The following is a 13,217-nucleotide window of genomic DNA, read 5'->3' on the forward strand; positions in this document are numbered from 1 at the left end:
ATTATCGCGCGGACAAGCTGAATTCACGAACGCCCGCAGGCATCGTTCAGCTGCTCAAGACGCTCCAGCGGGTGCCTTGTGCGCTGTCCTCGATGGCGATGCCCAGGGCGGTGAGCTCGTCGCGGATCGCGTCGGCCCGCGCAAAATCGCGGGCGGCACGGGCGGCCCGGCGTTGCTGCAGCAGATCCTCGATGTGCGCCTCGTCGATCGCGCTCTCGCCGCGTCTGAACCAGGCTTCCGGAGCCTGCTGCAACAGGCCGAGCAGCGCGCCGCCACCGAGCAGGGCCGCCTTCGCCTCGGCGCTGCCGGACTGGCGCGCGGCGTCCGCCAGCACGGACAGTTCGGCCAGCGCCTGCGGCGTGTTGAGGTCGTCGCACAAGGCCGCTTCCATTCGCTCGGGTATCGGCAATGGCGTGGTCAATTCGACATCGGCCATGTCCCGCAGCACGCGGTACCAGCCGTCCAGCGTACTCGTGGCCTGCGCGATGGCGCCGTCAGACCAGTCCAGCGGCTGGCGGTAGTGGCCGCTGAGCAGCCGCAGACGGAGAGCTTCGGCCGGATGCTGCTTCAGCAGTTCGTGCACCAGCAGCACATTGCCCAGCGACTTGGACATCTTGCGGCCGTCGAAGGTGAGCATGCCGTTGTGCATCCACCAGCGCGCGAACACCTTGCCGCCGTGCGCGCAGGTGGACTGCGCGATCTCGTTTTCGTGATGCGGAAACAACAGGTCGATGCCGCCGGCATGGATGTCGATGGTCTCGCCCAGGTGCGCGGCGCTCATGGCCGAGCATTCGATGTGCCAGCCGGGGCGACCGTGGCTCCAGGGACTGTCCCAGCCCGGCAGCTCCGGCGTGGACGGTTTCCACAGCACGAAATCGCCCGGGCTGCGCTTGTACGGCGCCACTTCGACGCGCGAACCGGCGATCAACTCGTCGGGATCGCGACCGGACAGCTCGCCGTAGGCGGGAAACGAGCCGACGTCGAACAGCACGTGGCCTTCGGCGACATAGGCGTGGCCGCTCTGCAGCAGATTCTCGATCATCGCGATGATCGGGCCGATATGCGCGGTGGCATGCGGCTCGATGTCCGGCGGTGTCACACCCAGCCCGGCCATGTCCTCGCGATAGGCCCTGGCGAAGCGCTCGGTGATCGTGCCGATCGGCACGCCCTGTTGCTGCGCGGCGGTGTTGATCTTGTCGTCGACATCGGTGATGTTGCGGGCGTACACCACCTGTGGATAGTGCCGGTGCAGCAACCGGACCAGCACGTCGAACACGACCGGTCCGCGAGCGTTGCCGATGTGCACATAGTTGTACACGGTGGGCCCGCACAGGTACATCGTCACTCGCGCGGGATCGGCCGGGACGAATGGTTCGGTGCGACGGGTCAGGCTGTTGTAGAGCGATATGGGCATGGGTGGAATCCGCAACTTGGGGCCGCGCGGTGCAGCGCAGGGCCAGCCCGGCATCTTAACAAGGTGTAAGCGGTACGGTGCCGCGGGGGCGATTCTAAGCGTGTATTCAGCGTGAACTTGTTGAAATACCACCATTACGCGCGCAGGCGCACCGTGGTTTTCGAGATCGGAGGTCGTCATGACCAAACTCTGGCTTTCTGCATTGGCAGTGGCCCTCCTGGCCACCAGCGTGCATGCGCAGGACGGGCGCTACGTCAACGCGGATGACAATGCCCACTATGGTTGGGCCGATGTGTTGCGCGCCGATCCGGTGCAGGGCGTTACGCGCACCGAAGTGCCGCGGCAGGAATGCTACGAACAACCGGTGGTGCGCCACGAAGGCGGCAACAGCACGGCCGGCACGGTGCTGGGCGCGGTGATCGGTGGCGTGCTGGGCAACACGGTGGGCAAGGGTGACGGGCGCAAGGCCGCCACCGTTGTCGGTGCAGTGGCCGGCGGTGCGGTGGGCAACCGGGCGGCGGGTCGTGGCAACGACTACGAGACCACGCAGACCCAGTGCCGCGAGGTCAGCTCGATCAGCGAGCAGCGCCGGATCATCGGCTATGACGTGGAATACCGCTATCGCGGCGAGGTCTACACCTCGCGGCTGAGCTACGACCCTGGTGAGCGTCTGCGCGTGCGCGTGCGGGTCGATCCGGCGGACTGATCGTCCCGGGGATCACGACAAGCGCCGCCATCCATTGGCGGCGCTTGTCGTTTCGAGGACTGATTTTCTGGTTGCATGACGGCGAAATTGCCACCATCATGCGCACTCGTTACCTGGAGCCTGCAATGTCTGCAGCCGTCTATACCGCCACCGTACTGACCAGCGCCCGCGCGGCTGCTGGCATGACGTCGCGTGCGCGCCGACCGCTGGATGGATATTCGGCCGGGTAGGCAGTCGCACGCGTTTCATGTGCATCGACGACAAAACCCGGCCATCGTGCCGGGTTTTTTGTTGGTTTATTTCACGCGGATCCATCCGCAACACCCCGGCCATCCATGGCCGGACTCTTCAATAGGGCATCGACTTCATGACCATTCGGCATTTCTTGACTACCCAGGATTACAGCCGCGCCGAGATCGACGCGCTGCTGGAGCAGGCCGCCGCGTTCAAGCGTTCGCCGCGCGGCCAGCAGCTGGCCGGCAAGTCGATCGCGCTGCTGTTCTTCAATCCCTCGATGCGCACCCGCACCAGCTTCGAGCTGGGCGCGTTCCAGCTCGGCGGTCACGCCATCGTGCTGGCGCCCGGCAAGGACGCGTGGCCGATCGAGTTCGAGGTTGGCAGCGTGATGGACGGCGATACCGAGGAGCACATCGCCGAGGTGGCGCGGGTGCTCAGCCGCTACGTCGACCTGATCGCCGTTCGTGCGTTCCCGAAATTCCAGGACTGGGCGGTGGATCGCGAGGACAAGGTCATCAAGGCGTTCGCCCAGTACGCCACGGTGCCGGTGATCAACATGGAGACGATCACCCACCCCTGCCAGGAACTGGCCCACGCGCTGGCGCTGAAGGAGCACCTGGGCGACCTGCAGAACAAAAAGTACGTGCTGACCTGGACCTATCACCCAAAGCCGCTGAACACCGCAGTGGCGAATTCCGCGCTGCTGATCGCGACCAAGCTGGGCATGGACGTGACCTTGCTGTGCCCCACGCCCGACTACGTGCTGGACGAGCGCTACATGGCGTTTGGCCGTCTGAACGCCGAACAGAACGGCGGCTCGCTGAAGGTCAGCCATGACATCGAGGAAGCCTACACCGGGGCCGACGTGGTCTACGCCAAGAGCTGGGGCGCGCTGCCGTTCTTCGGTCGCTGGGAAGAGGAGAAGCCTGTGCGCGAAGCGAACAGGCACTTCATCGTCGACGAGGCGAAGATGGCGCTCACCAACCACGGCCTGTTCAGCCACTGCCTGCCGCTGCGCCGGAACATCAAGGCCACCGACGCGGTGATGGATTCGCCCGCCTGCATCGCCATCGACGAGGCCGAGAACCGCCTGCACGTGCAGAAGGCGGTGATGGCTTCGCTGATCGGGCAGGGCTGAACCGTCATGTACACGCCGAAGCATTTCGTGGAAAGCCGCGTCGAATCCCTGCACGGGCTGATTCGCGCATACCCGTTCGCCACGCTGGTGACCCGCGCGGCCGACGGATTGACGGCCAATCACCTGCCGTTCGAACTCGTCGGCGAGGTGCTGCACGGCCATGTCGCGCGCGGCAACGAACTGGCGCGACTGGACGGCGCCGAAGTGCTGCTGGTGTTCCAGGGGCCGGACGGCTACATCAGCCCGAACTGGTACCCCAGCAAGCACGAGACCGGGCGCGAGGTGCCGACCTGGAACTACGCGGTGGTGCACGTGCACGGCCGGCTGCGCGTGATCGATGACGCGACGTGGCTGCGTCGTCTGCTGGAAACCTTGACCGATCACCATGAGGCGGACCAGCCGCAGCCATGGAAGATCAGCGACGCGCCGGACGACCATATCGAGACCTCGCTGCGCGCGATCGTCGGCCTCGAAGTCTCGATCGATCGCATCGAAGGCAAGTTCAAGCTGAGCCAGAACCATCCCGCGCGCAACCGCGCGGGCGTGATCGCCGGGCTGCGCGAGCGCGACGGCGATGGCGACGCGGAACTGGCCGCATGGATGTCCCAACAAGAGGAATCGAAACCGTGAACCATCAGCATCACTATCGCGTTGCCGTGGAATGGACCGGCAACCTCGGCAGCGGCACGGACGGCTACCGCAACTACAGCCGCGACCACATCATTCGCATCGACGGCAAGCTGGCGATCGCCGGTTCCTCCGACCCCACCTTCCGCGGCGATGCCGCGAAGCACAACCCCGAGGACATGCTGGTCACGGCGTTGTCGACCTGCCACATGCTGTCGTATCTGCACATGGCCACCGTGGCCGGCGTGGTGGTGACGGCGTATAGCGACGCTGCCGAAGGCACGATGGCCACCGAGGGCGATGGCGGCCGTTTCGTCGAAGTGGTGCTGCGCCCCACGGTGACCATCACTGCCGCCAGCGACCCGGCCAAGGCCGAGGCCGCGCACGAGGCGGCGCATCACGCCTGCTTCATCGCCAATTCCGTGAATTTCCCAGTGCGCTGCGAGCCGCGCGTCGTCGTCGAAACCGCCTGACCACCCTTCTTTCCAGGATCCGCAAGCCATGAGCAAAGACATCGTCCTCGCCTTCTCCGGCGGCCTCGACACCAGTTTCTGCGTGCCCTATCTGCAGGAGCGCGGCTGGGCCGTGCATACCGTGTTTGCCGATACCGGCGGCGTGGACGCCGAAGAGCGCGCCTTCATCGAAGGGCGCGCACAGGAGCTGGGCGTGGCCAGCCACGTCACCGTGGATGGCGGCCCGGCGATCTGGAACGGCTTCGTCAAGCCGTTCGTGTGGGCGGGCGAGGGTTACCAGGGCCAGTACCCGCTGCTGGTGTCCGACCGCTACCTGATCGTCGAGGCCGCGCTGAAGCGCGCCGCCGAACTCGGCACGAAGGCGATCGCGCATGGCTGCACCGGCATGGGCAACGACCAGGTGCGTTTCGACTTGGCGGTGAAGGCGTTGGGCGACTACCAGATCGTGGCGCCGATCCGCGAGATTCAGAAGGAGCATACGCAGACGCGCGCCTACGAGCAGAAGTACCTGGAAGACCGCGGCTTCGGCGTGCGCGCCAAGCAGCAGGCGTACACCATCAACGAGAACCTGCTCGGCCTGACCATGTCCGGCGGCGAGATCGACCTGTGGCAGGCGCCCGGCGCCGGCGCGGTGGGCTGGTGCAAGCCGCGTGCCGAATGGCCGTCCAAACCGCTGCGGGTGAAGATCGGCTTCGTCAACGGCGAGGCGGTGACGCTGGACGGCGAGGCGATCGCCGGGCACGCCATGCTGGCGAAGCTCAACGGCCTGTTCGCGCAGTACGGCGTGGGCCGCGGCCTCTACACCGGCGACACCACGATCGGCCTCAAGGGCCGCATCATCTTCGAGGCACCGGGCCTGACCGCGCTGCTCGCCGCGCACCGCGCGCTGGAAGAGGCCGTGCTCAGCAAGCAGCAGAACCGCTTCAAGCCCGAGGTGGCGCGCAAGTGGGTGGAGCTGGTCTACGAGGGCTTCTTCCACGACCCGCTGAAGACCGACCTGGAGGCGTTCCTGGCGTCCAGCCAGTCCACCGTCAACGGCACGGTGACGCTGGAAACGAATGGCGGCAGCGTCGGCGCGGTGGCGGTGGAGTCGAAGCACATCCTCAACGCCAAGGGCGCCACCTATGCGCAGTCGGCCGACTGGGGCGTGGAGGAGGCCGAGGGTTTCATCAAGCTGTTCGGCATGAGCAGCACGCTGTGGGCCGAGGTCAATCGCGGATGAGCGCACTGCTCGATGCCACGTTGAAACACCTGGCGGCGCTGGTCGGTTTCGACACGCGCAACCCGCCGCGCGCGATCGATACCGGCGGCATCTTCGACTACCTGCGCGCGCAGCTGCCCGGCTTCGACGTGACGGTGACCGACTTCGGTGCCGGCGCGGTGGCCCTGCACGCGGTGCGCGGCGAGCCGAAGGTCCTGTTCAACGTGCACCTGGACACCGTGCCGGACTCGCCGGCGTGGACGGCCGATCCGCACGCGTTGCGGGTCACTGCCGATCGCGCGATCGGCCTGGGCGCGTGCGACATCAAGGGGGCGGCGGCGGCGCTGCTGGCGGTGGCGAATGCCAGTCACGGCGACCTGGCGCTGCTGTTCACCACCGACGAGGAGGCGAACGACGCGCGCTGCATCGCCGGCTTCCTGCGCGAACCGCACGCTTACGACGCAGTGATCGTGGCCGAGCCCACCAAGGGCGAGGCGGTGCTGGCGCATCGCGGCATCCAGTCGGTGCTGATGCGCTTCGCCGGCCAGGCCGGGCATGCCTCGGGCGAGCAGAAGCCGGGCGACAGCGCACTGCACCAGGCCGTGCGCTGGGGCAACGCGGCGCTGGATTTCGTGGCGGCGCAGTCGCACGAGCGCTTCGGCGGCCTCACCGGTCTGCGTTTCAACATCGGCCGCATCGAGGGCGGCATCAAGGCGAACATGATCGCGCCCACGGCGGAGGTGCGTTTCGGCTTTCGCGCGTTGCCCACGATGAATCCGGATCACCTGCTGATCCGTTTCCGCAATCTGGTGGAACCACAACCGGTGGAATTCACGGAAACCTTCCGCGGCGCCTCGCTGCCGGCCGGCGACACGGCGAACGCCGAGGCGAACCGGCTGGTCGCGCGCGACCTGGCCGACGAGCTGGGCATCCCGGTCGGCAACGCGGTGGACTTCTGGACCGAGGCCGCGCTGTTCTCCGCCGCCGGCTATACCGCCTTCGTCTACGGTCCCGGCGACATCGCCCAGGCGCACAGCGCCGACGAGTGGGTCGCGCTGGATCAACTCGAACACTATGCGCAAACGGTTTATCGAATCGTTGAGAAGTCCGGCCAGGGACGGCCGGTTTTTGACCCCCGCGATCATGGATGAGCGCAAGGAACAAACAATGGACACGGCTAAGCACAACACCCGCAAGACCATCGTGCGCCTGCTTTCGAGCATGGGCAGCGCGAAGGAAATCCAGCAGTACCTCAAGCGCTTCTCCGAGGTGGACGCCAAGCGCTTTGCCGTGGTCAAGGTCGGCGGCGCGGTGCTGCGCGACGAGCTGGCCGATCTCGCCTCGTCGCTGACCTTCCTGCAGCAGGTCGGCCTGACCCCGATCGTGCTGCACGGCGCCGGCCCGCAGCTGGACGAGGAACTGGCCGCCGCCGGCATCGAGAAGCACACCATCGACGGTCTGCGCGTGACCTCGCCGAAGGCGCTCGGCATCGTGCGCCGCGTGTTCCAGCAGCAGAACCTGAAACTGGTCGAGGCACTGCAGTCGATGGACACGCGCGCCACCTCGGTGGCGACGGGCGTGTTCATGGCCGACTACCTGGACCGCGATACCTACGGTCTGGTCGGCAAGGTCCGCAGCATCAACCTGGCGCCGATCGAGGCCAGCCTGCGCGCGAACTCCATCCCGGTGATCGCCAGCCTGGGCGAAACCGACGAAGGGCAGATCCTCAACGTCAACGCCGACTTCGCCGCGAACGAACTGGTGCGCGTGCTGCAGCCGTACAAGATCGTGTTCCTCACCGGCACCGGCGGACTGCTCGACGAGCACGGCAAAGTGATCGACTCGATCAACCTCAGCACCGAGTTCGAGCACCTGATGGCGCAGCCATGGATCAACGGCGGCATGCGCCTGAAGATCGAGCAGATCGCCGACCTGCTGGCCGACCTGCCGCTGACCTCGTCGGTGTCGATCACCCGCCCGTCCGAACTGGCCAAGGAGCTATTCACCCACAAGGGTTCCGGCACCCTGGTGCGACGCGGCGAGAAGGTGCTGCGCTTCGATTCCTGGGACGGCGTGGACCGCGCGCGCATGCGCGGGCTGATCGAATCCAGCTTCGGCCGTACCCTGGTGCCGGACTATTTCGAGCGCACCCGGCCGATGCGCATCTACGTCAGCGAGAACTACCGCGCGGCGATGATCCTTGTCGAGGAGGACGGCTTGCCGTACCTCGACAAGTTCGCCGTGCTGGACGATGCGCAGGGCGAAGGCCTGGGCCGCGCGGTGTGGCAGGTGATGCGCGAGGAGAATCCGCGGCTGTTCTGGCGCTCGCGCCACGGCAATCCGGTCAACCCTTTCTACTATGCCGAGTCGGACGGCTGCCTCAAGCAGCCGCGCTGGAAGGTGTTCTGGTACGGCATTGACGGCTTCGACACGATCTCCCGTTGCGTGGCGCATTGCGCGCAACGCCAGCCGACACTGGTGGATTGAGCCATGCACACGAACAGGAAAACGGTAGGCATCGTCGGCGCGCGCGGCCATACCGGCATGGAACTGATCCGCCTGATCGCGGCGCATCCGGTGCTGCAACTGGCCTTCGTTTCCTCGCGCGAGCTGGACGGCCAGCGCGTGGCCGATCACGTCGACGGTTTCGCCGGCGAACTGCACTACGCCAGCCTGGACCCGGCAGCGGTGGCGGCGCAGGACGCCGACGTGGTGATCCTGGCGCTGCCAAACGGCAAGGCGGCGCCGTTCGTCGAGGCGATCGACGCGGCGAAGCCGGACACGTTGATCCTCGATCTCTCCGCCGACTACCGCTTCGACCCGTCGTGGTACTACGGCCTGCCGGAACTCACCCGCGACAAGTGGCGGGGCGAGAAGCGCATCAGCAACCCCGGCTGTTACGCCACAGCCATGCAGCTCTCCATCGCGCCGCTGAAGGACCTGCTGGCCGCGCCACCGGTGTGCTTCGGCGTCTCCGGTTACTCCGGCGCCGGTACCACGCCGTCGGACAAGAACGATCCGGAAAAACTGCGCGACAACCTGATGCCGTACGCGCTCACCGGCCACATGCACGAGAAGGAAGCCTCGTTCCGGCTCGGCGTGCCGGTGGAGTTCATGCCGCACGTGGCGCCGCACTTCCGCGGGCTCACCGTCACCACCAACCTGTATCTCACCCGCCCGCTGAAACGCGATGACGTGCTGCAGCGTTTCCATGCCGCCTACGACAGCGAGAAGCTGGCCGTCGTGACCGACGAGGCGCCGTGGGTCAGCCGCATCGCGCACCGCCACCATGCCGAGGTCGGCGGCTTCGTGGTATCGGCCGACGGCAAGCGCGTGGTGATCGTGGCCACGCTGGACAACCTGCTGAAGGGCGCCGCGACGCAGGCGATGCAGAACATCAACCGTGCGATCGGCGTGGACGAATTCACCGCGATTCCAGTGGGGCAGGAGTGAGGGATGAGGAGTGAGGAGTGAGAGAAAAGCTCACACTCCCAGCGCTCCCGCCCCCTCCGCTCTTGATCTCTCTCACTTCTCACTCCTCTCAACTCACTTCTGGCTCCCATGACCCAACCCCTCTGGCAAAAATCCGGCATCCAGATCGACGCAAGGATCATGCGCTTCCTCGCCGGCGACGACGTGATCCTCGACCGCGAGTTCTTCCTGCACGACATCACCGCCAGCAAGGCGCACGTGGAAGGGCTGGCCAACATCGGCGTGGTCAGCGCCGACGAAGCCGCCGCACTGAAGCGCGAGCTGGATGCGCTGGCCGACGATTTCACGAGCGGCGCGTTCGTGCTGGACGAGCGCTACGAGGATGGTCACTCGGCGATCGAGGCGCGGCTCACCGAGCGCCTCGGCGACGCCGGCCGCCGCGTGCACACCGGGCGCAGCCGCAACGACCAGATCCTGGTCGCCACCCGGCTGTGGCTGAAGGACAAGCTGGCCGCGCTGGAGGTGCATTGCCGCGCGATTGCCGAGGCCTGCCTTGAGCGCGCGTCGCAAGAAGCCGTGCCGATGCCCGGCTACACCCACCTGCAGCGCGCAGTGGTCTCGTCCACCGCGATGTGGTTCGCCGGCTTTGCCGAGGGCTTCATCGACAACGTGCTGCGCGCGCGGCAGACGCTGGCGCTGATCGACGCCAACCCGCTCGGCACCGCCGCCGGCTACGGCGTGAACCTGAAACTCGACCGCGCGCATACCACGCAGGCGCTCGGCTTTGCGCGCATGCAGATTTCGCCGATCTACGCGCAGCTGTCGCGCGGCAAGTTCGAGATGGCTGTGCTGGAGGCGATCGGCGGCGCGCTGCTCGACCTGCGCCGGCTGGCGTGGGACCTGTCGCTGTTCACCACCGCCGAATTCAACTTCGTCAAGCTGCCGGCCGAGTACACCACCGGCAGCTCGATCATGCCGAACAAGCGCAACCCCGACGTGATCGAACTGCTGCGCGCCAGCTACGCCAGCGTGGCCGCCGCGCGCACCGAGATCGAACAGCTGCTGTCGCTGCCGTCCGGCTACCAGCGCGATCTGCAGTTCTCCAAGGGCTCGATCTTCCACGGCGTGCGCCACGGCCTGATGGCGCTGGAACTGGTGCCCGACCTGCTGGCACGGTTTGAATGGAACGAAGCGGCGATGCGCGCCGCGATCGAGCCGGCAATGTACGCCACCGACGTGGCGATCGAGCAGGCCGCCGCTGGCGTGCCGTTTCGCGATGCGTATCGCGCGGCGGCGGAAACCGCGGCATCCGCGGGGCAGGGGCGCACGCCGGAAAGCAGTCTCGCCGCCCGCGTGTCGCCGGGCGCCGGCCACGACCTGCGGCTGGATGAACTGCACGCGCGATTACGCGCACTCGACGACTGAAGCGGAGACGCGGGCATGGCGGCGATAGACACGGGGAACACGCACGCCGACCTGCCTGCACAGGCCTTGCCGCCGTGGCGCCGCGCCGTGCTCAAGGTAGGCAGCAGCCTGCTTGCCGCCGACGGCGGCGGCCTCACGTCACGTTATGCCGAGGGGCTGGCCGCCTTCATCGCCGCCAGCCACGCCGAAGGCCGCGAGGTGGTGTTGGTGTCCTCCGGCGCGGTGGCGGCCGGACGCGCGCTGCTGCGCCAGCATGCGCGCGACGGCGGCGGCCTCGCCGCGCGGCAGGCGCTGGCCGCGCTGGGCCAGGCGCCGATGATCGCGCTGTGGCAGTCCCTGAGCGCGCGACCGGTGGCGCAGGTGCTGCTGACCCACGACGACCTGCGCAACCGCCGCCGCTACCTCAACGCGCGCGCCACCCTGCGCCAGCTGCTGCAGCTCGGCGTGCTGCCGGTGGTCAACGAGAACGACACCGTCTCGGTGGATGAGCTAAAGCTCGGCGACAACGACAACCTCGCCGCCATCGTGGCCGCGCTGGTCGACGCCGACCTGCTGCTGATCGCCTCCGACGTCGATGCGCTGTACAGCGCCGACCCGCGGCGCGATCCCGCGGCCATGCCGATCGCGCAGGTGGCCGCGCTGACCGCCGAGATCGCCGCGATGGCCGGCGACAGCGGCAGCGCGGCCGGCACCGGCGGCATGCGCACCAAGCTGCAGGCCGCGGCGAAAGCTGCCGCCGCCGGCATTCCCACGGCCTTGTTCAGCGGGCGCGAGGCGGCCACCGTGCAGGCGCTGCAACGCGGGCAACTGCGCGGTACGCTGATCGCCGCGGCTTCCACGCGATTGCAGGCGCGCAAGTACTGGCTGCGCCACGCACCCGCCGCGCCGGGCCGCATACGCATCGACGCCGGTGCGGCGAAGGCGCTGGGTGGCGGGCGCGTCTCGCTGCTGCCGGGCGGCGTGCTCGGCGCCGACGGCGAGTTCCACCGCGGCGACCTGGTGGAGATCGTCGACGCGGACGGTGCCGCCGTCGCGCGCGGACTCAGCCAGTACGGCGCCGCCGAGGTGCGCCGGCTGGCCGGCCGGCACAGCCGCGAGATCGACGGCATGCTCGGCTACAGCTACGGCGACGAGGTGGTGCACCGCGACGACCTCGTCAGCATGAACCGCCCGGTTGCATCCGGGCAGGAGATCAGCGCATGAGCACGATCCGCGAACAGGCACTGGCGTGCCGCGACGCCGCCCGGGTCGTGGTGGCGCTGGGCAGCGAGGCGAAGCGCGCGCTGCTGCGCGACATGGCCGCGGCGCTGGAAGCGCAGTCTGTCGCGGTGTTGGCTGCCAACGTCGAGGACATGCGCCAGGCCGCGGCGAAAGGCGTGCAGGGCGCCATGCTCGACCGCCTGCGGCTGGACGAGGCGCGCGTGGCCGGCATCGCCGGCGCGCTGCGCGAGGTGGCCGAGCTGCCCGATCCGGTCGGCGTGACGACCCGCCATGAGACGCGGCCGAACGGCTTGTCGGTCGAGCGCGTGCGCATCCCGCTCGGCGTGATCGCGATGATCTACGAGGCGCGCCCCAACGTCACCGCCGATGCCGCGGCGCTGTGCCTGATGGCCGGCAACGCGGTGATCCTGCGCGGCGGCTCCGAGGCGATCCATTCCAACCTCGCCATCGCCGCGGCATTGCATGCCGCGCTGCGCGCGCACGGCGTGCCCGAGGCCGCGGTGACGGTGTTGCAGGACCTCAGCCGCGAAGCGATGGTCGAGCTGCTGCAACTCGTCGACATCGTCGACCTGGCCATCCCGCGTGGCGGCGAAGGGCTGATCCGCTTCGTCGCCGAGCACGCGCGCGTGCCGGTGATCAAGCACTACAAGGGCGTCTGCCACCTGTACGTGGACCGCTCCGCCGATCCTGCGCTCGCCCTGGATCTGCTGATCGACGGCAAGACCTCGCGCCCTGGCGTATGCAACGCGCTGGAGACGCTGCTGGTGCATCGCGACGTCGCCGAAGCGTTCCTGCCACGCGCCACGCAGGCACTGCGTGAGCGCGGCGTCGAACTGCGCGGCGACGAACGCAGTCGCGCCCTGGTGCCCGACATGCGCGCGGCGACCGACGACGACTACGCCGCCGAGTTCCTCGACCTGATCCTCGCCGTGCGCGTGGTCGACGACCTCGACACCGCCATCGCGCACATCCGTCGCCACGGCTCCGACCACACCGAAGTCATTGCCACCGCCGACGAAGCCGCGGCGCAACGCTTCGTGCAGGCGATCCGCTCCGCCGTGGTGATGGTCAACGCCTCCTCCCGCTTCAGCGATGGCGGCGAACTCGGCCTCGGCGCCGAGATCGGCATCTCCACCACCCGGCTACACGCCTACGGTCCGATGGGCGCCGAAGCGCTCACGGTGGAGCGCTTCGTGGTGCGCGGGGAAGGGCAGGTGAGGCATCCGCAGAGCCGGATGTAATGTCGAATGTCCGCTTTCGGTGCCATTACCGGACATTGAGACTCACGGCTGTAAACCAAGGTGACGCGCCCAGGCGTATGCTTCCAGTAGGGGCTAGGCGCG

At 67.7% G+C, this 13,217-nt stretch carries 12 protein-coding genes; 11 read left to right on the forward strand and 1 reads right to left on the reverse strand.

All coding sequences use genetic code 11. From position 1 onward, the window contains the following. Positions 1-46: 46 nt before the first annotated feature. Complete coding sequence (gene cysS / locus CIW53_RS09025; protein ID WP_149364387.1) at positions 47-1,414, reverse strand: cysteine--tRNA ligase; 1,368 nt, start codon at positions 1,412-1,414, stop codon at positions 47-49. 178 nt (positions 1,415-1,592) lie between these two features. Here cysS and CIW53_RS09030 point away from each other — a divergent pair, with 178 nt between their 5' ends. From CIW53_RS09030 to CIW53_RS09080, 11 genes are all read left to right on the forward strand, one after another. Beyond that, positions 1,593-2,120: a glycine zipper 2TM domain-containing protein gene (locus CIW53_RS09030; protein WP_149364388.1), complete on the forward strand. Its 528-nt coding sequence runs from the start codon at positions 1,593-1,595 to the stop codon at positions 2,118-2,120. Positions 2,121-2,487: 367 nt separating this feature from the next. Beyond that, a complete protein-coding gene (locus tag CIW53_RS09035) occupies positions 2,488-3,495 on the forward strand; it encodes an N-acetylornithine carbamoyltransferase (RefSeq protein WP_149364389.1) in 1,008 nt (335 codons plus the stop codon). A gap of 6 nt (positions 3,496-3,501) precedes the next feature. Beyond that, a complete protein-coding gene (locus CIW53_RS09040; RefSeq protein WP_149364390.1) occupies positions 3,502-4,125 on the forward strand; it encodes an FMN-binding negative transcriptional regulator in 624 nt (207 codons plus the stop codon). Next, entirely contained in the window at positions 4,122-4,595 is a 474-nt protein-coding gene (locus tag CIW53_RS09045; RefSeq protein ID WP_149364391.1) for an OsmC family protein, read from the forward strand. Before CIW53_RS09040 ends, CIW53_RS09045 begins: the two co-directional genes overlap by 4 nt. Positions 4,596-4,623: 28 nt before the next feature. Then, positions 4,624-5,817 carry an argininosuccinate synthase gene (locus CIW53_RS09050; RefSeq protein WP_149364392.1) on the forward strand — a complete coding sequence of 398 codons (1,194 nt, stop codon included), beginning with the start codon at positions 4,624-4,626 and terminating at the stop codon, positions 5,815-5,817. Further along, positions 5,814-6,947: an acetylornithine deacetylase gene (locus CIW53_RS09055; RefSeq protein WP_172969626.1), complete on the forward strand. Its 1,134-nt coding sequence runs from the start codon at positions 5,814-5,816 to the stop codon at positions 6,945-6,947. The genes CIW53_RS09050 and CIW53_RS09055 overlap by 4 nt, the downstream gene beginning before the upstream one ends. Before the next feature lie 16 nt (positions 6,948-6,963). Then, positions 6,964-8,283, forward strand: coding sequence for an acetylglutamate kinase (locus tag CIW53_RS09060; RefSeq protein WP_149364393.1), 1,320 nt, complete (start codon positions 6,964-6,966; stop codon positions 8,281-8,283). 3 nt (positions 8,284-8,286) lie between these two features. Next, positions 8,287-9,249 (forward strand): N-acetyl-gamma-glutamyl-phosphate reductase, encoded by a 963-nt coding sequence (argC, locus tag CIW53_RS09065; protein WP_149364394.1) that lies wholly within the window; start codon positions 8,287-8,289, stop codon positions 9,247-9,249. A gap of 108 nt (positions 9,250-9,357) precedes the next feature. Next, complete coding sequence (argH, locus tag CIW53_RS09070) at positions 9,358-10,653, forward strand: argininosuccinate lyase (protein ID WP_149364395.1); 1,296 nt, start codon at positions 9,358-9,360, stop codon at positions 10,651-10,653. A 15-nt stretch (positions 10,654-10,668) separates the two neighbouring features. After that, positions 10,669-11,856 (forward strand): glutamate 5-kinase, encoded by a 1,188-nt coding sequence (gene proB, locus CIW53_RS09075; RefSeq protein ID WP_149364396.1) that lies wholly within the window; start codon positions 10,669-10,671, stop codon positions 11,854-11,856. Then, complete coding sequence (locus CIW53_RS09080; protein WP_149364397.1) at positions 11,853-13,115, forward strand: glutamate-5-semialdehyde dehydrogenase; 1,263 nt, start codon at positions 11,853-11,855, stop codon at positions 13,113-13,115. The genes proB and CIW53_RS09080 overlap by 4 nt, the downstream gene beginning before the upstream one ends. The last annotated feature ends 102 nt before the right edge of the window (positions 13,116-13,217 follow it).

It is taken from the genome of Rhodanobacter sp. T12-5 (assembly GCF_008329435.1).
In the GTDB taxonomy this organism is placed as follows: domain Bacteria; phylum Pseudomonadota; class Gammaproteobacteria; order Xanthomonadales; family Rhodanobacteraceae; genus Rhodanobacter.

Excerpts from the sequence above, each read along its gene's own strand:
- cysS (WP_149364387.1), bottom strand. The coding sequence starts at position 1,414 with ATGCCCATATCGCTCTACAACAGCCTGACCCGTCGCACCGAACCATTC.
- CIW53_RS09050 (WP_149364392.1), top strand. The coding sequence starts at position 4,624 with ATGAGCAAAGACATCGTCCTCGCCTTCTCCGGCGGCCTCGACACCAGT.
- argC (WP_149364394.1), top strand. The coding sequence starts at position 8,287 with ATGCACACGAACAGGAAAACGGTAGGCATCGTCGGCGCGCGCGGCCAT.
- CIW53_RS09055 (WP_172969626.1), top strand. The coding sequence starts at position 5,814 with ATGAGCGCACTGCTCGATGCCACGTTGAAACACCTGGCGGCGCTGGTC.
- CIW53_RS09035 (WP_149364389.1), top strand. The coding sequence starts at position 2,488 with ATGACCATTCGGCATTTCTTGACTACCCAGGATTACAGCCGCGCCGAG.
- proB (WP_149364396.1), top strand. The coding sequence starts at position 10,669 with ATGGCGGCGATAGACACGGGGAACACGCACGCCGACCTGCCTGCACAG.
- CIW53_RS09030 (WP_149364388.1), top strand. The coding sequence starts at position 1,593 with ATGACCAAACTCTGGCTTTCTGCATTGGCAGTGGCCCTCCTGGCCACC.
- CIW53_RS09080 (WP_149364397.1), top strand. The coding sequence starts at position 11,853 with ATGAGCACGATCCGCGAACAGGCACTGGCGTGCCGCGACGCCGCCCGG.
- argH (WP_149364395.1), top strand. The coding sequence starts at position 9,358 with ATGACCCAACCCCTCTGGCAAAAATCCGGCATCCAGATCGACGCAAGG.
- CIW53_RS09060 (WP_149364393.1), top strand. The coding sequence starts at position 6,964 with ATGGACACGGCTAAGCACAACACCCGCAAGACCATCGTGCGCCTGCTT.
- CIW53_RS09040 (WP_149364390.1), top strand. The coding sequence starts at position 3,502 with ATGTACACGCCGAAGCATTTCGTGGAAAGCCGCGTCGAATCCCTGCAC.